The organism is Pseudomonas sp. PHC1 (genome assembly GCF_046487845.1).
Taxonomy (GTDB): Bacteria; Pseudomonadota; Gammaproteobacteria; order Pseudomonadales; family Pseudomonadaceae; genus Aquipseudomonas; species Aquipseudomonas sputi.
Map to the genome: position 1 here is coordinate 80,914 of NZ_JBJXHJ010000004.1, position 23,689 is coordinate 104,602.

At 48.4% G+C, this 23,689-nt stretch carries 16 protein-coding genes and 3 pseudogenes; 15 read left to right on the forward strand and 4 right to left on the reverse strand.

Annotated elements, in window-relative coordinates:
- Positions 1-876: 876 nt before the first annotated feature.
- On the reverse strand, positions 877-3,426 hold the full coding sequence (locus tag ACKJSM_RS07440; RefSeq protein ID WP_410237104.1) for an AAA family ATPase: 2,550 nt from the start codon (positions 3,424-3,426) through the stop codon (positions 877-879).
- A 616-nt stretch (positions 3,427-4,042) separates the two neighbouring features.
- On the opposite strand from ACKJSM_RS07440, the gene ACKJSM_RS07445 reads away from it, so the two are divergent.
- From ACKJSM_RS07445 to ACKJSM_RS07475, 7 genes and pseudogenes are all read left to right on the forward strand, one after another.
- On the forward strand, positions 4,043-4,720 hold the full coding sequence (locus tag ACKJSM_RS07445; protein ID WP_410237105.1) for a histidine phosphatase family protein: 678 nt from the start codon (positions 4,043-4,045) through the stop codon (positions 4,718-4,720).
- Positions 4,717-5,334: an exonuclease domain-containing protein gene (locus tag ACKJSM_RS07450; RefSeq protein ID WP_410237106.1), complete on the forward strand. Its 618-nt coding sequence runs from the start codon at positions 4,717-4,719 to the stop codon at positions 5,332-5,334. The genes ACKJSM_RS07445 and ACKJSM_RS07450 overlap by 4 nt, the downstream gene beginning before the upstream one ends.
- A gap of 103 nt (positions 5,335-5,437) precedes the next feature.
- Positions 5,438-5,662 carry a hypothetical protein gene (locus ACKJSM_RS07455; protein ID WP_410237107.1) on the forward strand — a complete coding sequence of 75 codons (225 nt, stop codon included), beginning with the start codon at positions 5,438-5,440 and terminating at the stop codon, positions 5,660-5,662.
- Positions 5,663-6,324: 662 nt separating this feature from the next.
- Positions 6,325-6,582 carry a phosphoglycerate mutase family protein gene (locus ACKJSM_RS07460; protein WP_410237108.1) on the forward strand — a complete coding sequence of 86 codons (258 nt, stop codon included), beginning with the start codon at positions 6,325-6,327 and terminating at the stop codon, positions 6,580-6,582.
- Entirely contained in the window at positions 6,563-6,772 is a 210-nt protein-coding gene (locus ACKJSM_RS07465) for a hypothetical protein (RefSeq protein ID WP_410237109.1), read from the forward strand. The genes ACKJSM_RS07460 and ACKJSM_RS07465 overlap by 20 nt, the downstream gene beginning before the upstream one ends.
- A 64-nt stretch (positions 6,773-6,836) precedes the next feature.
- Positions 6,837-7,017 (forward strand): annotated as a pseudogene (locus tag ACKJSM_RS07470) (NAD-dependent dehydratase); the annotation flags it as partial.
- Positions 7,018-7,247: 230 nt separating this feature from the next.
- Positions 7,248-7,568, forward strand: coding sequence for a thioredoxin family protein (locus ACKJSM_RS07475; protein WP_410237110.1), 321 nt, complete (start codon positions 7,248-7,250; stop codon positions 7,566-7,568).
- Between the two features lie 142 nt (positions 7,569-7,710).
- Here ACKJSM_RS07475 and ACKJSM_RS07480 read toward each other — a convergent pair whose 3' ends face one another.
- Positions 7,711-8,628: a LysR family transcriptional regulator gene (locus ACKJSM_RS07480; RefSeq protein ID WP_410237111.1), complete on the reverse strand. Its 918-nt coding sequence runs from the start codon at positions 8,626-8,628 to the stop codon at positions 7,711-7,713.
- Between the two features lie 122 nt (positions 8,629-8,750).
- Between ACKJSM_RS07480 and ACKJSM_RS07485 the strand changes: the two genes are divergently transcribed.
- The 4 genes and pseudogenes from ACKJSM_RS07485 to ACKJSM_RS07500 form a co-directional block, all read left to right on the forward strand.
- Positions 8,751-9,500, forward strand: a complete 750-nt coding sequence (locus ACKJSM_RS07485; protein ID WP_410237112.1) for a 3-oxoacyl-ACP reductase family protein — start codon at positions 8,751-8,753, stop codon at positions 9,498-9,500.
- Positions 9,501-9,587: 87 nt separating this feature from the next.
- Positions 9,588-10,544 carry an alpha/beta fold hydrolase gene (locus ACKJSM_RS07490; RefSeq protein ID WP_410237113.1) on the forward strand — a complete coding sequence of 319 codons (957 nt, stop codon included), beginning with the start codon at positions 9,588-9,590 and terminating at the stop codon, positions 10,542-10,544.
- 183 nt (positions 10,545-10,727) lie between these two features.
- A complete protein-coding gene (locus ACKJSM_RS07495) occupies positions 10,728-11,477 on the forward strand; it encodes a 3-oxoacyl-ACP reductase family protein (RefSeq protein WP_410237114.1) in 750 nt (249 codons plus the stop codon).
- Positions 11,478-11,780: 303 nt separating this feature from the next.
- Positions 11,781-13,076, forward strand: a pseudogene (locus ACKJSM_RS07500) (TerC family protein); the annotation flags it as partial.
- 126 nt (positions 13,077-13,202) lie between these two features.
- On the opposite strand, the pseudogene ACKJSM_RS07505 reads toward ACKJSM_RS07500, so the two are convergent.
- A pseudogene (locus ACKJSM_RS07505) lies at positions 13,203-14,353 on the reverse strand (IS3 family transposase).
- Between the two features lie 434 nt (positions 14,354-14,787).
- Here ACKJSM_RS07505 and ACKJSM_RS07510 point away from each other — a divergent pair.
- The 4 genes from ACKJSM_RS07510 (at position 14,788) to ACKJSM_RS07525 (ending at position 19,361) form a co-directional block, all read left to right on the forward strand.
- Positions 14,788-15,486: a DUF1120 domain-containing protein gene (locus ACKJSM_RS07510; protein ID WP_410237115.1), complete on the forward strand. Its 699-nt coding sequence runs from the start codon at positions 14,788-14,790 to the stop codon at positions 15,484-15,486.
- 112 nt (positions 15,487-15,598) lie between these two features.
- Positions 15,599-16,297, forward strand: a complete 699-nt coding sequence (locus ACKJSM_RS07515) for a fimbria/pilus chaperone family protein (RefSeq protein ID WP_410237116.1) — start codon at positions 15,599-15,601, stop codon at positions 16,295-16,297.
- A gap of 32 nt (positions 16,298-16,329) precedes the next feature.
- Positions 16,330-18,744, forward strand: a complete 2,415-nt coding sequence (locus ACKJSM_RS07520; protein WP_410237117.1) for a fimbria/pilus outer membrane usher protein — start codon at positions 16,330-16,332, stop codon at positions 18,742-18,744.
- Between the two features lie 14 nt (positions 18,745-18,758).
- Positions 18,759-19,361 (forward strand): fimbrial protein, encoded by a 603-nt coding sequence (locus tag ACKJSM_RS07525; RefSeq protein WP_410237118.1) that lies wholly within the window; start codon positions 18,759-18,761, stop codon positions 19,359-19,361.
- 701 nt (positions 19,362-20,062) lie between these two features.
- On the opposite strand, the gene ACKJSM_RS07530 is transcribed toward ACKJSM_RS07525, so the two are convergent.
- The gene (locus ACKJSM_RS07530; RefSeq protein ID WP_410237119.1) at positions 20,063-23,689 is read right to left on the reverse strand and encodes a transporter substrate-binding domain-containing protein; all 3,627 of its coding nucleotides are present in this window, start codon (positions 23,687-23,689) and stop codon (positions 20,063-20,065) included.

Sequence of the window (23,689 nt, forward strand, 5' to 3'; positions counted from 1 at the left end):
TAAATCCGAACTACAGCATTCTGAGCTACTAACGGAGCCATCTCCATGTGACGCGCTACGATGTCATTAACTCCAATCGCATGGATGCTATCTCACGAATGAATGGTGCAGTTCCGCATGAACGGTTCGTTAGCTAGCCAAAAGCTGATGTGATGTGCTCTGACCTACGACAAAGATCCAACAATCCTCCTACTGCTACGCTGATGTCTTCCACGGAGGAAACACAATGTCGAACGCAGACCTACTCCCTTCCCTTCTATTCAAGATCAATGAAAACCTGCTCGCGCTCTAAGCCGTAAAATTTCAATGCGAGGAAATGGCATGCGGGCTTATATGAATCGCCCCAAATCACTTGAGCAAACAGTTGAGTCGTTGGGCTTGGTTTGGATGGGTACCTATCATCGTGGGATAGACGATGCTAGGAATGTGGCTTCCATCGTGAAGGAAATGCTTAGCTAATTGTTTAGCTGGGCCCATCGGCCCGAAGGATCGAACTTCCCGTTGACGCCGCTTCATACCGCAGCTTAGCTATGGGCAAGCTAGGATGCGAGCGCAGAACATTTTGAACACAACCTCCCTTCTCTCCGCCCGCGAGGTCTGCCGAGTGCTGCCGGACGTCGCGCTTGGCTAACGCATCACGACTCGCTGCGCTCTGAGGCTATACCCACTTCTAGATATTCCACCCTTTCCGTTTCCTGCAGCCGATTGGCTGAATGGTGTTAAATGGGTGTGCAATTGGGTTTTACCTATCACCGTGGTGATAGACGATGCCAGGAACGTAGCATCCATCATTAAGGAGATGCTCGGCTGCTTATACATCGGGTTGCCGCCGACCTGAGTACCCAGCACACGAGGCGGTGCGCTGGGCTGATGAGGTCAGAACGGGATCGAATCTGGGTCTTGGTCATCGCCAGGTGCCTCGGGTGGTTCAGGTATGCGAGGTGTGCCTGGTTCGCTAGCAGTGTTCGGGGCGTTAGGTGTGTCAGGGAGAAGAAGTCCTGGCTGAATCACTTGACGTTGTGCTGGCTTTGGCAGGACTGCTTCCAGAGGTGCCGTAGCAGGTGATGAATCGACCTTAATCGGCTCCTCGGCTATCGGAATGTGGGCTGCAGCCAAAAGCGTTTCTCCTCTCGCCACCTCTGTTTGAGACCCGGCGTCAGAATCGCCATGAGCGTCGCTACCTTCTTCAGCCACGACATCGTCAGCCGTGAGATCCTTGTAGTCCTCACCCATCATCATCTCGTAATGCGCCAAGTGATTGGCCGCTTTGAAAATCTTGAAAAAGATTTTCATGTAGCTGGTCGCCATCTTGTCGCCAATGGCCACGAACAAATCATCTGGAGAATAGTGCGATCCGTCGTTGACCCAGCTGATCAGAGACTGGCACTGCACCTTCTCGTGACCGTCGAACTTTTCCAAGAGCTTATCGGTGTCGATGCCACCTAAGATCTTGAAGTAGTTCTCCAAAATCCTGCGCATGGTATTTTGCAGCGTCAATGTAGGCAGTGGATTCTTACGCAACTCTCCCCACAAGAGCTGATATGACGTTTTGACGGGGTTGTGCGCGTGACCTTCGACTTTCGTGTGATGATCCGGCTTGCGGACAACCCAGAAGGTCTCGTCACCCCACGCCTTGGTACCACGACGGAGCGGACTAAAGGTGATTTCCTTATGGAAATGAACGTTATGGGTCAGCACGAAAATCTGCCGAATAACATTGTTAGCCTGACGCACCTCAGTGAAAATCTGTTTGATCAAGCTGCTGACAATAAAGAGAACGTCACTGTCCAGGCTGGAAACAGGGTCATCGATAACCACGATTCGCTCAGTGGTAACCCCAGATGTCGTAGTGCTGCCCTTTAGCAGGTGGTAGAAATACAAGAAGGTGACGAAAGTCTTTTCACCTTCACTCAATGTCTTTCGCGCATCCGTTCCATCTGACCTGAGGAGCTTATAAGAATTTTCTCCAGGGGCAACCGCCAGCGAGAATCCTCGGAACCCGAAATCTCTGAGCAACTCATTAATGGCTTTTACGGTAGGCTGAACACTGGTAAGCAAAGCTTCGAGCGCGGCGATATCAGCATTTGCTTGCAAAATATCGCCCTTGGCCTTGTCTAACGTTCTAGTCAAGCCTTCGATAGCTTTATCAAGACGACCAGTATCAGCCGTATACTCTGAAAGCGTCTGCTTCAGTTCAGTCTCAAGCAGGTACTTCCATACTTCCGATGTCAGATTGGATTGTTCGGTACTGAAGCCGGTGACAAGCCGATTATGCTCACTTATTTTTTTGTTTGCATCTGCAATAAGCTTAGCGAGCTTCTCGCCCAAGTCACTGAGCGACTCCAACTCAACCGCCAGACTTGGCGAAGCCATCTTATTGACAATTCGCTCAACATTAACCTTTATTAGGGCTTCAAGCGCCTTAACCTCTAGACCCAGGACCTCCTTTTCTAGATGCTGGTAATCATTGTCCAGTAAAGTTTGTGCGCGCGCTACGAGGTCATTTGCTCTCAAAAAGTAGAGGTCACTGAATTCCTTCAGCGCCTTCACATCCGTTTCAAACGCCTCATCGAAATATTGACTTAAATGTGCTTCGAAGTCTTGCGAGACAGCCTGCTGACAGAAAGGACAATGGTCATCACTGTGCTCCAGAAACTTTATACCTTGACGAACCCAGTCACTATTGCCTAGACGCTCAACGAGGGCAGCCACATCAACATCGCCTTTACCAATTATCTTCTTTGCAAGAATCCTGTCGGACTGAAGGGCGATAAGCGATGTCAGGTCTATGCTGGGCACAGAAACAAGAGCACTTGGCGCATCCCCATAGAGCACCAGTGCCTTATCAGTGAGCTTTTCCAGCTTCAGCAAAGGTGCTTTATTGTTCAAGTTTTCCTGGAGCACTCTGGCTTTAAAGCTATCCCGGCTGCTGCGAACCCCTTTAAACGCACCCTGAAAGACTTCATCATGTTTGATCTTCTGATCCCAGCAGCGGGAAACTAGTCTCGCATCCAGCTCCCGACGTTCCGCGTGCTTTCCGCTTGTTCCATCTTCACCGTTGAGCTGGACTAATGTTCTGTCTCGCTGCTGCTCGAAACGCTTACAGTCATCCTTGAGTTGTTCCAGTCGATCTTTCTGGCTCTGCTCCGTCTTGCCAAGAGTAAAAACACCCTTGAGATTCTTGGAGTCGCTGTAATTATCGGCAATGAAGTCGCTATTATAAACCAAGGCAGGGACAGGAATATTGTTCTTCCAGCGCACCGTACAATCCGCTGATATCCCAGGATCAGCAATCAGACGACTGAGGGTTGTTTTACCCGCGCCGTTTGCTCCGTAGATGACGTTAACCGCTTTGAGTTCGGTTAGGTTTTCCGGGGTGTCAGGGCTATAAGTTGCAATCTTTTTGAGGCTGATAGACTCGATCATCTCTCTCGTGTCCATGAGAAGCAGCGGTGCACATGCCGCAGCTTGGCTGGTGGGAAAGGGTTGGCAGACCCGTAACCGATCGGGTGCACCCTCGGGGCTTCTGTGGCCAAAAAGGATTAAATGATGGCGATAGGCCCACATTAGCGTAGGCGGTTTTCGAGGATCTGCACGTTGCAAGCACAATCATTTGACTGGTCGGCTGCGCGAGTGGGGTGACACACGCTCGAGCAAACGACTGTGAATTATTTAAATTATTCGCCAGCCATAATTATTGCCCGGCCATAATTCTTAATAATTTGCGCATATCGAGGTCGGAACCTAGCAGGCCAGTTGGTTCACTAGTCATAGGCGGGCACAAGGCCCGAAGGGACGACGCCTCCACGTACGGCCCAGCGATTGCGACGCGTCTCTCTTCAGCGGAAGAAGCCACGATGTCGTACACCGACCAGCTCCCCACCCTGCTTTACTACCAGTTCGCTCTGGATGCGGGCGATAATTGAGTTCACTGGCGAGCTTTCAAAAGTCTACATGTGACCCCACCACCTCTACCCTAATTCCAGCCATGCCCCTAGCAACGCTACTGGTGTCGTGCGTCGGCGAAACGACAGGTAAGTCAATGAAGAATGTCAGGCTAGTGCGTCATGGTGAAAGCGCAGCTAATGCCGGTGCAGCTACCCTTGATCACGCAAGTATCCCGCTCACCGAAAAGGGCATCGAACAAGCTAAACTAGTGGCGCAGTCCGTCGGCCGTGCACCTGAGTTAATCGTCGCCTCCCCTTTCTCTCGGGCTCGAGCGACTGCGGATGCGACCATCTCCGTATTCCCTGATGCACCATTCGAAACATGGCCCATCGAGGAGTTCACCTATCTTGATCCGGCTAGGTGTGTGAATACCATCGTAGGGCAACGGAAGGCATGGGTAGAACAGTATTGGGCGAACGCGGATCCGTCCTACATTGATGGAGAAGGTGCTGAGTCGTTTCTGGAGTTTGTTGGTCGCGCACGATCGTTCCTAGATCGCCTCACCACGCTCCCGGCGCAAGACATCCTAGTCTTTTCACACGGGCAATTTCTCAATGCGGTAGCTTGGCTCATTGAGCGCAAGCCACTCCTGGTTGATGCCCAAGCGATGATCGAGTGGCGCAGGTACGAGATCGAAAATCACGTCCTCAATGGTTGTGGGTATGTCGTGACCCGTGCTCTAGGCGATTCGTTGTGGACAGTGAGTGATTCAATCGACATAGATGGGGCGGTTAATCTCAACAAGCTCCAAGCAAGGTCTCCCATGCCATGAGCATCCAAGCAAAGTTCCTTCACCTCCAAGCAATCCATAACCTCCTCGCACCATACCGCTACCTCTATTGCGTTGACCTAGAGGCAACCTGTGACGAGGTTGGAGTACACGAATCTCCAAGGTCGCTCGTAATCGCTCCTGATCAGATGGAAACGATTGAGATTGGCCTGGTGGTGATCGACCTTGAAACGCTTGAAATCGTCGATGAGTTCCAGCGTTTCGTACGCCCCCAGATCAACCCTAGACTTACTGATTTCTGCAAGCAGCTCACATCCATTCAGCAAGCGGACGTGGACAGCGCGGGAACCTATGTGGAGGTAGGTCTGGAGCTAGGAGCTTTCATAGAGCGTTATCCAGACGCGGCCTGGGCGTCTTGGGGTGACTACGATGCGAGGCAGCTTGAGCGTGACGCCGGATTCGCTGCGTGCCCTTCCCTGCTCGCCGGCCTGCAGCACTTCAACGTCAGAAAGTGGCATAAAGGCCTATACGACGATCAGCCGAAAAGTCTTAAGCAAACAGTAGAGTCGTTGGGCTTGGTATGGCAGGGCACCTATCACCGAGGGATAGACGATGCTAGAAATGTTGCATCCATCATTAAGGAGGTGCTCGGCTGATTATGTGAGCCGGGCCTATTGGCCCGAAGGAGCGAACACTTCCCTCAAGCTCATCATCACCCCCCCTGCTACGCTTTGCTCTTCACCCGAACGGAGTCGAATCATGGCCGAGCAGTATTCCCTTCCCGACGTACTGGCAAGAATGTACGAAAACCAACTAGCGATCGAAGCGGCACTAATGGAGCTCGTCCTGCTGGAGGAGCAGCGTGGGTCATCTGAGGCTTGCGACAATGCACGTGTTGCGCTGGAGAAGATTGGCGAGAATGCGGGGCATATCAAGCAAGGAATTGCTAGATTGGGAGGAGATCCTGGGACGTCGATTTTTTGATCCTCAAGCCTTCAGCCGGCATCGTGCCTTCAAAATAAAGTCCCCCTCAACGGGTATGAATACGAATAACCGAAGCCTCGTTTACAGATATGGTGACGCGCTCACTGTAGGATGAACCAAGGCCACGCGTACCTCCACTCGTAGTGATGTGACGGACAGGCTAAGGCTGTTCACTATCCTCAATGCTGGGATGCCGAAGGTAGGGATTTTGAACAGGCAGGAAAAGGTAATCGCCTGGCTACGCACACAGTCCTTCGACTAGCGACGCAGGGTTAGACACGCTTAGCAAACGACAGTGAACTATTTAAATTATTGGCTAGCCATAATTATCGCCACGCCATAATTCCCAAAAATTTTGCGCGTATAACAGGCGGAATCTAGCGGGCCATTTGGATCACCAGCCATAGGCGGGCACTAGGCCCGAAGGAACGACGCCCCAAAGTACGACCCAGCGATTGGGACGCGTCTCTATTCAACGGAAGAAGCCACGATGTCGTACGCCGACCAGCTTCCTTCCTTGCTCTATTACCCGCTTGCTCTGGATGCGGGCGATAATGGAGCTCACTTGATCGAGCTTTCAGCCACATTCCCTCTGATTAACTCCAGCCACCTCACTAGCAACGCTAGCGGCGTCGTGCGTCGGCGAAACGACAGGTAAGTCAATGAAGAATGTCAGGCTAGTGCGTCATGGAGAAAGCGCAGCCAATGCCGGTGCAGCGACCCTTGATCGCGCAAGTATTCCGCTCACTGAGAAGGGCATCGAACAAGCCAAACGAGCGGCGCAATCCATCGGCCGTGCACCTGAGTTAATCATTGCCTCCCCTTCCTCTTGGGCTCGAGCGACCGCCTATGTGCCCATCTCCGTACTCCCTGATGCTCCGTCTGAGACATGGCCCATCCATGATCCTTTCTCTCGATGAGACGGATGGCACAGACACCACAAAGAATGATCAGGAGGTTTGCGAGTTTCTGACGGTGCTAGAGGAAGACATCCTGAGTAACCCAGGGAAGCTGATCGCCCTCGATTCAACTCAGCTGGTTCGCCTCGATTGTGTGATCGGCGGTATCGATGTTGACATCAACTCTCCGTTCTCAGCGAATGATGAATGAATGCTCGGCACTGGCGCAATGGACGGCGCCTGCAGTGAGTGGTGGAGTGAAAGCGGCCTCGATTACTCATGTGTTCATCACCACATGATTACGGCAAGCAACGGAGGCCGAGAACATTCGCGTTAGTGCTGCCATGGTACGCAACGTGTTCAACACCATCCGCCCAGCCAAGAGCGTACGTAGCTCTGGTTCCTGGGCTAAAATACTACCTTGACCCTTTCGAGGCCCACGGTAAAGGCAGCCTTCGGTACAGCCTCACCGATATGACGGCCCGGCAGTTGGCGAGGCAACAACTGTGGGCGGCCACCAAGTCAGCTGCATCCGCTTACGATCATTCAGGCTTGGAGAGCCAAGCTAAAATGTGAGGCGCCTAAAAATTCGGAAAAAAGAAAAGCACGAATTTATTTTTTTATCCGCTTGCAATCGGATCCACCTCGTCTATAAAGAAAATTTAAGCCAATATGAGAGGGAAATCATGAGCCAAATTAATATTGTTGACGCTTTCGACTTTAACAACAGACTGGCTGCCGCAGGCACAAAATTAGTCGTTGTTAATTTTCACGCACCATGGTGCGGGCCGTGTAAAATGATAAATCCGGCGATTGAAGCATTAACATTAATCCATCCAAATACAATTTTCCTGAAAATTGATATTGACGAAGTGGATGAGATTGCGCAGCAGTACAACATTACAAACATACCAACTTATGTCTATATAAAAAACGGCGCAGTAGTACAAGAAGTTTATGGGGCAAATATATTAGAGTTCACCTTAGCGCTGGAGACAAACCAATAGCACTCAAAATCACTCAATTTACTGTCTGCATATAAAAACCAGCCCCAGCTCCGCAAGCAAGCAAGCAAGCAAGCAAGCAAAATAAACCTAAGAAAGACGCCACGGCATTAAAAGCAATTTATGCAGCCAAGCAACATCGTATTCATGGCTTAAACTTACTATTCGGAAGCTGCGCCAACTCGACTAGCCTATCGATAACTGCTCGCAGTTTTGGCTGAATATAGGGAGTTTTAATCCAAATCGCATGGATAGGTACATCGTCTCCTGCAAACTCATCGAGCACCGAAATTAATGCCCCAGATCGGAGGTGTTCCTCAACTAACCAGGTCGGCACTTGAGCTAATCCACAACCTGCCAAGGCGGTCGCCAAGATCGCCTCGCAGTCACCTATTTCATGCCGTACCGGAATCTCGTAGGCCTCAGTGGTACCGTCTGAGTTTTTTAGAAGCCAGCTATGGCGTAGCGTCATCGGCCACCCGGTAATGCAAACGTGTTGTGACAAATCCTCTTTAATCAGCGGGATGCCTCGCCGGGCAAAATAAGAAGGCGAACTACAGATTACGCGTCGCTGCTCACCCAATCGACGTGCCACTAGATCAACGTTGTCATCAAGGCCTCCTACTCTCACTGCTACATCAACCCCATCAGCCATCAAATCGACCGTTCGATCACTGAAGGTTACTGATAGATCCAGTTCCTCGTACTGCTTCGTCAGCTCAAGAAGTGCCGAGAGGATGTACCTGCGTCCAAATGCCGAAGGTAAGTCGATTCGCACTCGTCCAGCAGGCAAACGCTGCTCGCTACCTAAGCGGCTTTCCGCTTCGTCCAGAATCGCCATAGCGTTCTGGCAATCCGAGAGATACGAGTCACCATCATTGGTCAGGCTTAGTCGCCTGGTAGTCCTGTGCAGCAGCTTTGTTCCCAAGCGAGCCTCAAGACGCATGATGCTTTTACTGAGCGCCGACCCCGTCATTCCTAATGCCTGCGCAGCTACGGTGAAGCTCCCCGCCTGCGCGACCGTAACGAAATTTCGAATCTCAAAAAACTGGTTCTTGACCATCACAATTGATTCCGTGCAGGACTTAGATATTGGAATTCTAGGGACTTAATCAGCTTCTGTGAATCACTTAGTCTTATCCAACGTTGTGAAAAATGACTTTCAAAGCTGAGGAATGAGTAGACATGAACCCAGTAAAAAACCTTCAAGACAAGATTGCCTTCGTGCAAGGTGGCTCCCGAGGCATCGGCGCGGCGATCGTGAAACGCCTGGCCAGTGAAGGCGCTGCTGTCGCATTTACCTATCAATCGTCGAAGATCGCGGCAGAAAAAATAGTCAGTGAGATCGAAGGTGCTGGCGGGAACGCCATTGCTCTTCAAGCCGACAGCGCGAATCCAGAACTACTGCAACAGGCAATCCGTCAGGCAACGGAACATTTCGGCGGGCTGGATATCCTCGTAAACAATGCAGGCGTTCTTCCGTGGGGCCCTTTGGAAGAACTCACACTCGAGGAAATCGACCTTACACTGGCCGTCAACGTCCGCAGTGTCATTATCGCTAGCCAAGAAGCAACACGTTACATGCGAGCCGGTGGACGCATTATCAACATTGGCAGCATCAACGCCGACCGAATCCCAATTGCTGGCGGTGCTGTATATGCAATGAGCAAAGCATCCCTGGTTGGCTTCACCAAAGGCTTGGCGAGAGACTTGGGCACACGTGGCATTACGGTCAACAACGTTCAGCCTGGCCCGGTCGATACCGACATGAACCCTGAAAATAGTGAGACGGCCAGCGAACTGAAAAAACTCATGGCGCTCGGCCGGTATGGCAAAGATGCCGAGATCGCCAGCTTCGTGTCCTACCTAGCCGGCCCTGATGCTGGGTACATCACCGGCGCCAGTCTCAGCATTGATGGCGGTTTTTCAGCTTAACCGCTTCGTAGTCCTAGCTCATCGGTGCAAAGGCAACCATATAGAGCTGGGAATACTTTGCTGCTTTCCTAATCAAAGAGATGAATTATGACTGGCTTCTTAAAGTATGTAGCAACGCTGAGCTGCGGTGCACTATGCTCGTTCTCCGCAATGGCAACCGATGAGTTCCCAATTCCTGAGGGTTTTAAAAGTGGCTTCGAAGAAGTTAACGGCATAAAAATGCACTATGTCGCCGGTGGCAGTGGCCCGGTGCTTTTGATGGTTCACGGATTTGCTCAATCATGGTACGAGTGGAGCGAGCTAATGCCTGAGCTGGCGAAGACCCATAGGGTCATTGCTGTCGACCTACCTGGCTTAGGCATGTCCGATCCACTAAGGACAACCTACACAGGCGAGGATGTCTCACCCTACCTTTACTCGTTTGCAAAACGTTTTAGCCCTGACGCACCGTTCAAGCTGGTCGCTCATGATATTGGTATCTGGGCGACCTACCCAATGCTGTCAAAGCACCAAAAAGATATTTCTAAGGTCGCATATCTAGAGGCAGTTATCCCTGATTCGAGGATTTACGGATTTCCAGCATATACTCCGCAAGGTGAATCAACGGCTTGGCACTTCAGCTTCTTTTCAGCCGATGGCGCACTCCCTGAAACTCTAATTTCGGGTAATGAAAAATTATTCTTTTCGCACTTCATCAAAAAGCACGCTGAAAAGCCGGAAGCCTTTACCGAGAAGATGCTTGATTTGTACGCAAAGTCTTACTCAAAACCTCACACTCTACACGCGGCATTTGAGTATTACCGAGCACTTCCAACTTCGGTACATCAAAACGAAGCATTGCTCAAACAGGGCAAACTGAGCATGCCACTATTGGCTGTTTCAGGAGATGGCCGAGGAGGGCTTGGTCAGACTCAGATCGATCAAATGAATGAGTATGCTAAAGACGTTCAAGGCCACGTTTTAAATGGTTGCGGTCATTGGCTGATGGAAGAATGTCCCTCATTGGTCAAGCCACTCGTGATAGACTTTATTAACGAAAAGTAGCCGAATCCATCCGCCGATCTTGCAGGCGAGGCAAGCACACGCGGGGTGTTATGGTTAATTTTTCTTAGATTTTTGAGTCTTGAAATCATTGACTAATAGCTAGATTCAAGCCTTCATTAGTCAGTTGTTTTTCGTAAAAAACTGTAGCTCATATCATCCAATTACTACAAAAGTGAGTAGCAAATGAAAAAAACTGATCGCCTTCAAGGAAAAGTTGCGTTTATCCAAGGTGGCTCCCGAGGCATCGGTGCTGCAATTGCTAATCGCCTGGCCATAGAGGGTGCGGCAGTCGCGTTCACCTACGCGTCCTCTGTGCAACAGGCGGAAAATGCCGTTAGTGACATTACAGCAGCTGGTGGTAAAGCTCTCGCTATTCAAGCCGATAGCAACGACGCCTCAGCAGTACAAAAAGCAATTCGCCAAGCTGTAAAACACTTCGGCAGCCTAGACATTTTAGTGAATAACGCGGGAGTTTTGTCTTGGGGCCCGCTCGATGAGCTGACTCTAGAGGATCTAGATCGTACGCTTGCCGTTAACGTACGAAGCGTTTTTATCGCTTGTCAAGAAGCGGCCCGTCACATGAACGATGGTGGACGTATTATTAACATCGGTAGCGTTAATGCTGACCGTGTCCCAATGGCCGGTGGTGCAATCTACGCTATGAGCAAGTCGGCATTGGTTGGTATGACGAAGGGCATGGCCCGCGATCTAGGCCCACGGGGAATCACTGTCAATAACGTACAGCCTGGCCCCGTTGACACCGAAATGAACCCTGCCGACGGCGAAGGTGCAAGTCAGTTGCAAGCGCTGATGGCTGTTAAGCGCTATGGCAAGGCTGAAGAGATAGCCAGCTTCGTCTCCTACTTGGCAGGCCCTGAGGCCGGATACATCACCGGCGCAAGCCTGACAATTGATGGTGGCTTCTCAGCATAGAGACTGCACTCACTCCACCGCAGATCAGTGCCGGCGATTTTCTCCGGCAACTGGTCTGTTTTGCGTGGTGCACACCAGCCACATACGTTACCGGGCTATCGACTCGGAGTGACGATAGAGATTGATTATTTGGTTGCTATCCGACGCCGCTTAATGCTTCGCTGTAACATGAAGGAGCTAAGGTGAAGAGCTTTTCTCAAGCTCCTCGAATAACAGCTCGATGGACTTTTCCTGAACATCTTCATGACGGGGTCATCGGCCTGTGTCTTCCCCCTCAATATTTCAAGAGATAAAACAATTCCTATGGAATGGATTGCTGATCCAACAGCGTGGTTTGGTCTACTGACACTTATCGTCTTAGAGCTCGTTCTAGGGATCGATAACCTAGTTTTTATCGCGATACTTGCAGACAAGCTGCCTCCCGAGCAACGCGACCGTGCCCGCGTTATCGGACTGTCCTTAGCGCTGCTGATGCGTTTGGGGCTTCTCGCCAGCATCTCCTGGATGGTGACACTGACCGCACCGTTGATAGATGTATTCGGCAAATCATTCTCGGGTCGAGACCTGATTATGCTGTTCGGCGGCATCTTCCTGCTATTCAAGGCGACCATGGAGCTCCATGAACGGCTTGAAGGGCATGTTGCAGAGCGCAAAGGCAACACCGCTTACGCCCTTTTCTGGCCAATTGTTGCGCAAATTGTTGTCTTAGATGCGGTCTTCTCCCTAGACGCGGTTATCACCGCAGTAGGCATGGTGGAAGAACTGTCGATCATGATGATTGCAGTGATCTTCTCTATCGGTTTGATGATTGTGGCCAGCAAGCCGCTGACCAAATTCGTTAACGGCCATCCGACCGTCATCATGCTGTGTCTTGGCTTCTTGATGATGATCGGTTTCAGCTTGACTGCTGAAGGCCTGGGCTTCCATATTCCAAAAGGCTACCTCTACGCGGCTATAGGCTTCTCCATCCTGATCGAAGTGTTTAACCAAATCGCTCGAAAAGGACGCAAGAAGAACCTGCAAGGTGAGCGTCCTATGCGAGAGCGCACTGCACACGCTGTACTGCGCCTACTCGGCGGTCGCAAGGTAAGTGAGGATGAGGTGGGAGAAGAAATTGCCGACATGATGGATAGTGAAGCGCCCCAAGAGCTTTTCAATCGTCGGGAGCGTGTGATGATCAGCGGAGTCCTGCGACTGGCAGAGCAACAGATTCACTCTGTTATGACCCCTCACGAAGATGTCGACTACATAGATCTGAACGAAAAACCTGAGGAGATACGCAAACGCCTACTCAATTCACCATACTCTAGGCTTCCGTTGATCAGGAACGGACGAATCGAAGAGCCTCTGGGATTCTTGCATAAAAAAGACTTCCTAAAAGGAATTTTGCAGGACGATGCACAAGACCTAGAGAATATTTCGCGCCAAGCACTCAACCTCTTGGATAACGTAACTATTCTGAACGCACTGGAAGAGATGCGTGAGAACTCGACTCATATAGCATTCGTGATCAACAAAGATGGCGAATTCGTAGGCATTCTTTCTATGACTGACATCTTGGAGTCGATTGCGGGTGAGTTACCTGATTCTAGTGAGGTGACAACTAAAAATTGAGACACCTAAAGCCATTTAAAATCTACACGATCTTCACGACGCAAAAAACAATGAATGCCTGCAATTAAAAAAGCAGGCATTTTTTATTTAAAATGAATCGCCCCGGATTCTCTAGACACCTTGCAAGCTCATTGCGTAACGCTTTTCAAACTCTACCGGTGACAGCTGATTATTGAAACCATGACGGCGTTTTACGTTGTAGAACATCTCGATGTAATCGAACACATCACTACGAGCATCTTCCCGCGTGGTGTAAATTTTTCGCTTGATCCGTTCTCGTTTCAGAGGCTGGAAAAAGCTCTCGGCCACGGCGTTGTCATGGCAGTTGCCTCTGCGACTCATGCTGGCAACTAAATTGTTTGCCTTCAAAAAGCCGCGCCAATCGGAGCTGCTGTACTGGCTACCTTGGTCGGAATGAACCATCACCTCTTGCTTAGGTTTACGCCTCCAAACCGCCATCAACAATGCTTCAATAGCCAAATCACTGATCATTTGCGCCTTCATTGACCAGCCAACGACCTGACGAGAAAACAGATCCAGCACCACAGCCAAATACAACCAACCTTCATAAGTACGAATGTAGGTGATGTCGGTGACCCAAACCTTGTTGGGTTTCACGACATCGAACTGGCGCTTCAGCAAATTGGGTGAGGCGACCGCTGGCTTACCGCCGTACTTTCCAGGGCGGCGTCGATAACCTGTCTGAGAACGCAGACCTCCAAGACGCATCAGCCTCGCCACACGATGACGACCACAATCCTCACCGACCTCGCGCAGATCGTCATGGATTTTGCGATAGCCATAAACACCGCCGCTCTCCAGCCAGGAATGCTTGATCAAAGCCAGCAGTCGCTGGTCGTCTTTGGCGCGTAAAGATTGCGGCTCAGACAGCCAGGCGTAATAACCGCTGGGATAAACTTTCAGTGTCAGGCAAAGCCGTCGAATCGAATAGTCGCCCGCGCGCTGCTGGATGAAGGCGTACTTCAGCCGCATTCCTTGGCAAAGTACGCGGCGGCCTTTTTTAAGATGTCTCGCTCTTCAGTGACGCGTTTGAGTTCTGCTCGCAAACGACGCAGTTCAGCGTGTTGATCATCGTCTTGCTGTCGTTCTTCTAGAGGTTTTCTATAGCGCTTTATCCAGGCATAGAGGCTATGCGTCGACACACCAAGACGTGTTGCCACATCAGCAACAGGTAGCTTCTTTTCGGTTACTTATTTGACCGCTTGGATTTTGAATTCTTCGGGGTAACGCGGGTTGCTCATGGCGCCTCCTAATTGGCCTCAGTTTAAGGCAAAGGGGTGTCTACGAAACCGGGGCGATTCAAAACACAGCATATTCTCCTTCAGCAAACCAACGAAACCCGTACACCTAACTTTATAAACAAGACACAACTGAACAAAAACAGAGAAAACCAACATATATTTAACGCAAAACATTAATGCCCACCTTATTTAAAATAACAACACTTTCACAAGCGCTTACACCAAATAAAATCCAATCCCCACTTATAATTAATAGTAACTCACCCCTCAATAACCAGAACATTCACGCCAAAAAAAAAACTTAACAATCAAGGCCTCCACGCTTTGAGACAAGTCTTATATCAATGAAGCCCTCCCCACCTGAAAATGAACCTGTAATACCTAGCAACACACAACTCGAAGAAACTTAGCTTGCTGCTAAAGGTTGGCACTAAATGAAATCACTTAAGAAATCCACTTGCGCATTTGCGCTACTTTCCGCTGTTTCACTCCCAGTTATGGCAAATTCCATTGATGTGCGAGTAATTGGTAATATCACGCCATCATCATGCACCCCGACTCTATCTGGTGGCGGTACAATCGACTATGGCAATATTGCACCATCGAGTTTATCCGCAACTGATTTTACTGTGCTGCCAGAACGGCAGATTGACTTCACTATTACTTGCGACGCACCTGCGAAAGTAAAAATCAGAGCAATTAATGGTCGCCCAAGTACTTTAGCAGGCGCTACAGAGCAGGCTACAACAGCGGGCCCATCTCCAGTACCTATCTTTGGCGTCGCGAACATGCCCGTTGTAGGTTTAGGCCTTGATGGAGCGGCAAAAATTGGTGGCTACGGTATTCGAATAGCTTCCGGCACTGTGACAGCAGATGGTATAGCAGTTGATAGCATTCAGCAAAATAATGATTGGGGTGTAGATACATGGATGGCCAATACGACAGGTAATATTTACGGCACTAACATCTCGAAAAACGCTTCTTGGGCATCTACCGGAACTCTTACTCCAGTAGAGTTCACCACACTTACAGGTAAGCTTGGAGTACAGGCATACATCAACAAGACTACAGAATTAGATATTTCTAAGCCAATTGCATTGAACGGCTTAACAACTATTGAACTGGTTTACTAAAACTTAAGAGCCAGGTCTAGCGCCTGGCTCTTTACCACCTCATACAACGCAATTGCAGAAATAAAACTATTCGAGCAATCGAGTCATCAGTTACAACGCAAGGCAAGCCTAAATGAAATTTCCTGACAACTCGAAGGTAGCGGTACTTCTGCTTTTCGCACTATCAAATAGTGCATATGCGACAGGTATGCTGCCCGAAACATCTGTCGTAGTTATCGAACAAAGCGACGGGGAGGCGGCGATAAATGTTAAAAACACTGACAGCTATCCTGCTTTACTATTGACCACTTTGATCAGTATAGATGATGACAAAGACGTTCCACTGACCATTACGCCTCCGGCAGCACGAGTAGAGCCAGGGAAAAGTCAAAGAGTCCGTTTTATTCTGACAAGTAACGAGCCTCTTACAACGGAACGTTTGATGCGCGTAACATTTGACGGCGTTCCCCCTCAAATAAAAGGCAATAATGAAGTACGGATGAGTGTAAGGCAGAATCTACCAGTCATCGTTCGCCCTGCTGGGCTAGAGAAGGATTATGCTCCATGGAAAAAATTAAACTGGAAAATTAATAAGTCGAGTCTAATCGTTAGCAATCCATCGCCTTACGTAGTAAGGCTGGGCGAAGAGGTAGAAACGCTTCCCGGAAATACTTTTTGGAATCTTCCAAATAACTATATCCTCCCAGGACAGATACTAACCATTAATCCAACTAACGAAAAAAAATTTGAAACAGCAACTAAAGTCAGAATTTCCCCAGCAACGACATGGGGTTATACAGTCGATCATTACGACGCCGCGCTAATACGTTAAAGGCTTTTGTGGTGCGAAGAAAAACTACCCCGATGACAAATGAACTTAAATTCTCGACACTTACTGCTGCCTTATTAAGCATTATGCTTGGCGCACCAAAGATTCTAGCCGATCAAGGCGGAGGTTCTCCAGAAGAAACCGGCTTTGACGTCGAGGCACTTAAGTCTCGAGGCGTCGATATTTCTCTTGCGGATTGGTTTAGTCAAGCACCACGATTCATGCCCGGCGAACGAAATGTAACATTGACAGTAAACGGAAATGACCGGGGTAAAATAAAGGCAAAATTTGATGAAAAGGGAGAGTTATGCGCGGATGAGAGTTTTCAAAAGCAAGCAGGTTTGCTATCACTCGAAAATTATGATGCAGATGCTAACTGCTACGATATAAAAAAAGCATGGCCTCAAGCGGACGTTCAACTTAACCCTAACGAAGATAGAATCGACCTGGTTATTCCAGCTCAAGCGGTGAATAACCAAAGCACAGAAGTTAGCAACTGGAGTCATGGCGGAGTTGCGGGCATACTCAATTATGACGCGCAATATCTAGACTCCTCTGGAGTATCTTCGGGTCTAAATTTTATGCAGTTAGGCTCTGAAACCGGAATGAACATTGATGATTGGATTATACGTAGCCGGCAGACCTTCACCCGATTCAATGGCGAGAACTCCATGCGACATCAAGCTGCCTATGCTCAACGTAGCTTCACAACTTCCAAACAAGTATTACAAACAGGACAAGTTGGTCTATCCAACTCGATGTTTGGGGCGGGGCAAGTGCTCGGATTCCAAGTATTCCCCGAGGCGGCACTACGAGGTAACAAAGGTGGGCCTGCTTTGGTAGAGGGGTTCGCAGATAGTCAATCTGTCGTTGAGGTACGTCAGTCCGGAGTACTTGTTCATAGCACTACAGTGCCGGCAGGGCCATTTAGACTTCAAGGTTTTCCTCTATTAAATACTCGATCAGATCTGGAGGTTACCTTGACCGGAACCACCGGAGAGCAACGAAGATTTACAGTCCCTGCGTCAGCCCTATTACTTAACGGAAATGCAATAGCACCTGGTCTTTCTTTTGGAGCTGGCAAACTTGATCAACAAGGTAGCAGCGAATCCCCGATGCTAGCGACCATTGCAAATGGCTGGGTGTTAAATCCACATACAACTTTGAATGCTGGATTACTTGGCTCAAACGTCTACCGTGCGGGAGCTATTGGATTAGACATGCAGCCTTGGGATAACACCATCCTGTCCATGCAGACCACTCTATCTCAGGATGTAACCTATGGAAATCAAGGTAACTCTTTCACCACCTCTCTAAGTCATAACCTGAGCGATCGCATTGCTGTAAATCTAAATGGCAGCGTGCAAAGCAAAGGATTTCGCGAACTGAGTGATGCGATACAAGAAGACGACCTCGATAGCACACTGGGTCGTAGTCTAAACCAATATGGCGCAGGAGTCAGTTGGGCAACAGAGTCAGTCGGAAGTATATCTTTCTCCATGGCAAAAGCTTCTTCCTATAGCGGGGATAGTACCACTTATGTTCGCGGTGGCTGGAGCAAACAATTTGGGAACGTGTATGTTGGTGCCAGTTTAGAGCACGATACAGGCAGCACAACTATCGACGCAGATAGTCGTTTCTATTTGACAATCAACATTCCTTTTGGAAATCGCAGTGTAAGCAGCTATGTAAGTACCAGTCACAATAGTAGCCGAGCAGGACTTCGTTATAGCGATCGTTCAAGTCAAGATCGGGGTTGGAGTTTATCCAGTGAAAGAGACTTTAGAAGCCAGCGCGTTTCGAACAGCGGCAGCATGGACATGGTCACCCCTATCAGCCAAGTTAGTGGCAGCGTAAGTCAAGACTCAGACAATTATACTTCTTGGTCAGCCCGAGCCACTGGTGCGTTAGTAGGGCACGAAAAAGGGATCACACTCTCTCCTTATCGGGTCGGAGATACATTTGGCGTGGCTAAAGTCGGTGATGAAGCGAATGTTAAGCTTGATACTTCATCAGGCCCAACTTGGACTAACTCAAGTGGATACGCTGTTGTCCCCTCGTTAACGGGCTTCAAAAGGTCGACGATTCAAGTTGACACTCGTAGCTTGGCAAAAAATGTCGACATCTCCAACGCCTGGTATGAAACTCAGGCAGCACGAGGATCAGTGAACCACATTAATTTTGATGTAATACGTACACGTCGAGTATTAGTCAATGTCATAGGTGAAAATGGAAACCCACTACCCAGAGGTGCGAGCGTCTTTGATACTGAAGGAAATTTTGTAACTATCGCAGGTGACAAAGGAAGTATATTTATTCCCGACGCGACCAACAATCGAGTATTTGAGGTGCAAAGCTCAGGAGCAACCATTTGTATGTTTCAAATTTCGCTTCCGGACAAAATCAACACTGACGAACTCTATGAAGTCGCCAATTCACATTGCCATTAACAGGAGCATAAACATTGAAAAAAATTATGACCTCACTAATTTTCACACTGACTAGCTATGAGGTTCAAGCGGCACTACCTGATTTAAACTCCGCTGGTAACCAGAATTTAATTTTGCCTGTAGATACGCGCTGCGCTTTATCATCTGGAAGCAACGTTGTTGAATACACTTCACAATCTCGATGGCAACTCCAAGATGCATCTACAGGGGGGAATCAATTAACTTTTGGTAAAAGGACGCTGATACTTAGCGTTGCCTGCCCCTACTCTCAAAAAATTCGCCTAGCATTACGTGGTGATCGTGCGGCTGATGGAAATCTAAGATTTGGCAATCAAGGTATCATGCTTGTTCGAATTCATGATGCACAGTTGGACGGGCAAAGTGTACAGGTGGTCAGCACCTCTTCTGAAGGCACCATCAACGATTCTCCGTCCGACTCCAAGTTAATTCTGCCTGGGCAGATTTTTACACCCTCTACGAATGGCCACTCTATGAACGGTAAAACTTTTACCGTCAGGGTAGACGTCGAGCCGCTTTTGCCAGAAAAAGAGGCTAGGGTTTCTGCTCATCAAAAAAGCGAGGCGCTTATGACAATAGACCTAGTAAATCAGCCTTAATATTTTTCTTACTTTTGGACTATTATCTGCTCATAGCACCTTACGACACAGCACTTCAACGCCAGTCACCCTATCCCCAAATTCAACCTTTCGATTGAACAAAAAACAAATCAATAAGCAATCAACACTTAAGAAAAATCATCTACTTCCCTTTAAAAATCGACCTACAAAATTTTCCTGACAACACTTAGTTACCCCAACATCCAAATCAATCTAAAATTCGAAATCTCGAAAAATCTGTACTTTTTATTTACTCGCTATAGTCGTTCTACCGGTCTGACCATTTCTATAGGAATGAAAGTAATCGGGAGCACAACACAATCACCCTCTATACACACCAAGGACTAAATCGAGCAAGCAAATTTGTGCATTATAGGATTTACATAGCAGTAACCAGTGCAACAATCAACGTCATTACTTTAGAGTTTTCTCAAAACATGCAAGTTTATAGATTTAACAAAGCGCGCCCAACTAGCGGTAATTGCAATAGAAATTTTATCCCAAATATTTCTTGAGCAACAAACGGCACTCTAAGCTCGATGGATTTTACAGTTCTAACAGGAAAGCGGGGCATTCAAGCCAACACCAGTAAACGCTCAAATTTTATATTTCTAAGCCAATAGTGCCCACAACCTAAAGACTATCGAATTAGTGCATAGAACCAACAACCAGGCACAATGCCTGGCTATTCGCATAATACGTTAAGTCAAACCACCTAACAAACGCTCTTCAAGTGCATCTAAGCCTTTCAGCACGCTATAAACTTGCGATTCTACTATTTCCCCTGTTTTTCTGTTAGCGACTCCCTCAAGCTCAGTACAGGCACTTGCCAACGTCAGATCTCCGCTCATATAAGCCCCTCCTCGTATTTTATGAGCAATCTTAGCTATTCCCTCTCGATCGTTCTTACCGAACAATTGAATTAGGTTAGCCGCGTCCTCACGGTGTGTCATGATGATTTCATTCACCAACCCAGGATACGAATCTGGACTAAGTAATTTTATTTTTTCAAGGTCACCACCTAAGGTTACCTCGCTAGCCTGTAAGCGGCGCTCAGTAGCCTGGGCGACTTCATTGACTAGAACTTCAAGCATTTCGATACCTACGGGTTTAAACAGGCAGCGCGTCATGCCCGCTTTCAAGCAACGTTCAGTAATTTCCGATTGCGCATTTGCAGTCAAACCAAAAATAGGATGCATACGAACAGTATCTCGCTGTTCTGCTTCACGTATACGTTGAGTCAGTTCGTATCCACTCATCTTAGGCATGTTACAGTCTGTTATGGTCAGATCGAACGCTGGATCTGCCTGCTGCCATTGCTCAAGCGCGGCCTCACCATCATCACAGGGAACGGCCTCATGCCCCAGATATTCCAATTGCCTACATAGTAGGAGTCGATTGGGGGCGTGATCTTCAACGACAAGTATTTTTAACTTATGTTGAGTTTGATGGGTAAAATTTTGGACGGCGTCATCTTCTACTATTTCGACTATCTGGGCATCGAAAGTAAGTGTGAACCGAGAACCAAGCCCTATCTGACTATCGACACTTAGTTGAGCTCCCATTAGGCTGGCTAAGCTGGAACAGATGCTCAACCCAAGTCCAGTACCCGTCGCTCTATGAGCTTGGGGATCTGCCTGTACAAATGGCTCAAAAATCGCGCGCTGCAAGTCTTCACTCAGACCGCTACCTGTATCACTGACCTGAATGGCGAAGCGAGCGGTATTCTCCCCATTCAAAACCGTAAGCTCTCGTAAAAGAATTTGTACACTGCCTTGATCTGTGAATTTAATAGCATTGCTTACAAGGTTTGATACGATCTGATTCAACATCAGCGCATCGATCATTACATCGCTATTTTTCACCTCAGTCACCAACTTAAAATCCAAGGATTTTTTATGCGCATTGGTTTCAAATAACCTGTGAATTGACTGCATCATTTCAACTAATTGGGTGGGCCGAGGCGAGGGTTCCATAGCACCAGCTTCAATTTTAGAAAGATCTAAAATATCGCCAATCAGAGAAAGTAATGACTGAGCAGATTGATGGGCTACCTCAAGGCTTTCATCAATCTGCTCGGCTGTGCCACCACGGACGCGCAAAAGCTCTATCAATCCAATTAGCGCGCTGATGGGGGTTCGGATTTCATGGCTCATGCTTGCCAAAAATACAGACTTTGAACGATTGGCTTCCGTAGCAGCTTCTTTGGCCACGCGCAGCTGCTCTATCAATTGCGAACGTTCGGTTATGTCGAGCCAACCACCAATTATCCCGATATATTGGCCGGTGCTGTTGAGAAATGGAAGAATCCAATGGTAAACACGGTATTGTTTCCCTTGAAGTTCAACATCCATATCATCAAATCTCGCTTGCCCATGGTTAAGTACATCCATATAGGTCTGATGATACCTAGTGCTAACCTCAACTCCCGCAATATCGCTTTCCATCAGGGTCTTACCAACTACCGACTCCCGCTCAATATCAAAGAAATCTAGATAGGCTCGATTACAATCAACTAATTTACCCTGTCCATCTCGAACGTAGAGAGCCAACGGCGCTCCGTCTATTAAAGTTCGAGTAAACTGAAGTTGATCCTCCAGAGCTCGCTCTGCTTTTTGCCGTTTCTGGATTTGTACTCGCAGATAATAATTCCATGTCAGAAATACGAGAACAAAAAGTACAGCTGCTATGATTACAGTGTAGACCACATCCTTGTAAGTATTCCATGAACTGGCCACCGCCGGCGGCTCATGAACACGCCAGCGATCGTTCATCGCCTTAAACTCATCTGGTCTGATTTCTAGTAATGCGGCGTTAATAATATCTTTCAGAATTTTATTGTCCGGCCCAACCGCCATGGCGACCCTGGCTGGCCACGGCCCAACTACCGAAGCTATATGTAGATCTTCTTGAAAATGGTGATTGATGAAATAGTCAGCACCAAACTGTGTATGGACAGTTCCCTCAACATCTCCAGCAGCTAGCATCTCAAGCCCCTGAGTTGCATTCTGCGCAGTGACCTGAATGATGTCAGGAAACTCATTTTGTATAGTGAACGAAAGTGGGCTCCCCCAAGGCAATGCTAAGCGCAAGCCATTCAGCTCTTTTAGGCTTTGAATACCAGCCTCATTCCGCCGGGTGACTACGACAAAAGGGCTTATCATGTAAGGCCGTGTATACTGATTGGGCTCGAGCCGAAAGTCTCCAATGCTCAACGCAGCGATCAAATCGACCTTTCGATCTTGCAATCGCTTGACCATATCGCTAACGCTATCGCTGCGAACAATTTCAAATTCTAAGCCTGTCAATCGTTCGATAAGCTTTAGCATATCTGCGCTAAGCCCACTCAGTCGATTCTTCTCATCAAAAAATGTTAATGGTGCATAGGAGTCTGCTACGACGACCTTTGGCTTTGGATGGTGAGCGATCCAGCTCTTTTGCTCTGGTGTCAAATCAAGTGATTTCGGTGCTATTACGAAATTATTGCTTAGAGCCCAGTTCGACGTAATCCGCAACATATCAGCTACTGGAATAGCAGAAAGAGTCTGATTAACTGCGTCTAGCAATAGCGGATATCGAGCACTGACAGCGAAATTTATATCCGCAGTGGAGCCAGCTCCCGGGTCTGGCGAGGAAAATAGATCATTTCGATAGAAGCTAGAAAGCAAAAACTCCGCAGTTACGGCGTTAGTTCGCAGCGCATCAACTTGATCATATGCGACTGCCGCAAGAGCATTTAAATGATTAACGTACGGCACAAGGATGCTGTTTGGATGCTGCTCCTGTATTCGCTTTATATGTGCATCAGTCATGCCGATGTAAGCGAGACGCTCCCTCGCACTACCTGTTTTAGAGTGAAGGGAGTCAGTGATTCTGCGGACAATAACCTTATGATTTAAAAGATAGGGTTTACTAGAATTAAAGACTGGGTTATCAGGGTCTGTAATATCGTTCAGGGCTAGTATATCGACATCTCCCCTAGCCATTGCTTGTAGCGCCTCAGACCTGTCGGCAAATCGTAGCATTTGTATGCGTAATCCAAGACTGTCTTGCAGTAAACCCAGTACGTCAGCGGTCACGCCCTCGAAGCTATTTGGATCGAAGCCAATATGCATTGGAGGACGCGCGCCACCCCAGAATGCGACACGAATCGTTGACCTTCTATCCAACCAGGCTTGGGTTTTGGCATCAAAGATCAAATGCGGAGCCGTCAAGGGAGTGTGCACCAGCAGCTTAACCCCTTCGTTACCTACAGCCCCCAGCGCAGCGTGCGCTATGAATAAAAAAAGAAATGCTGTAACGCTGCGAAAGGCCAATATTTTGTTCAA

Bases quoted from the DNA above. Each gene is read 5' to 3' on its own strand.
- ACKJSM_RS07465 (WP_410237109.1), top strand. From the start codon at position 6,563: ATGATCCTTTCTCTCGATGAGACGGATGGCACAGACACCACAAAGAAT.
- ACKJSM_RS07485 (WP_410237112.1), top strand. From the start codon at position 8,751: ATGAACCCAGTAAAAAACCTTCAAGACAAGATTGCCTTCGTGCAAGGT.
- ACKJSM_RS07515 (WP_410237116.1), top strand. From the start codon at position 15,599: ATGAAATTTCCTGACAACTCGAAGGTAGCGGTACTTCTGCTTTTCGCA.
- ACKJSM_RS07455 (WP_410237107.1), top strand. From the start codon at position 5,438: ATGGCCGAGCAGTATTCCCTTCCCGACGTACTGGCAAGAATGTACGAA.
- ACKJSM_RS07440 (WP_410237104.1), bottom strand. From the start codon at position 3,426: ATGATCGAGTCTATCAGCCTCAAAAAGATTGCAACTTATAGCCCTGAC.
- ACKJSM_RS07450 (WP_410237106.1), top strand. From the start codon at position 4,717: ATGAGCATCCAAGCAAAGTTCCTTCACCTCCAAGCAATCCATAACCTC.
- ACKJSM_RS07510 (WP_410237115.1), top strand. From the start codon at position 14,788: ATGAAATCACTTAAGAAATCCACTTGCGCATTTGCGCTACTTTCCGCT.
- ACKJSM_RS07460 (WP_410237108.1), top strand. From the start codon at position 6,325: ATGAAGAATGTCAGGCTAGTGCGTCATGGAGAAAGCGCAGCCAATGCC.
- ACKJSM_RS07495 (WP_410237114.1), top strand. From the start codon at position 10,728: ATGAAAAAAACTGATCGCCTTCAAGGAAAAGTTGCGTTTATCCAAGGT.
- ACKJSM_RS07520 (WP_410237117.1), top strand. From the start codon at position 16,330: ATGACAAATGAACTTAAATTCTCGACACTTACTGCTGCCTTATTAAGC.
- ACKJSM_RS07490 (WP_410237113.1), top strand. From the start codon at position 9,588: ATGACTGGCTTCTTAAAGTATGTAGCAACGCTGAGCTGCGGTGCACTA.
- ACKJSM_RS07480 (WP_410237111.1), bottom strand. From the start codon at position 8,628: ATGGTCAAGAACCAGTTTTTTGAGATTCGAAATTTCGTTACGGTCGCG.
- ACKJSM_RS07445 (WP_410237105.1), top strand. From the start codon at position 4,043: ATGAAGAATGTCAGGCTAGTGCGTCATGGTGAAAGCGCAGCTAATGCC.
- ACKJSM_RS07475 (WP_410237110.1), top strand. From the start codon at position 7,248: ATGAGCCAAATTAATATTGTTGACGCTTTCGACTTTAACAACAGACTG.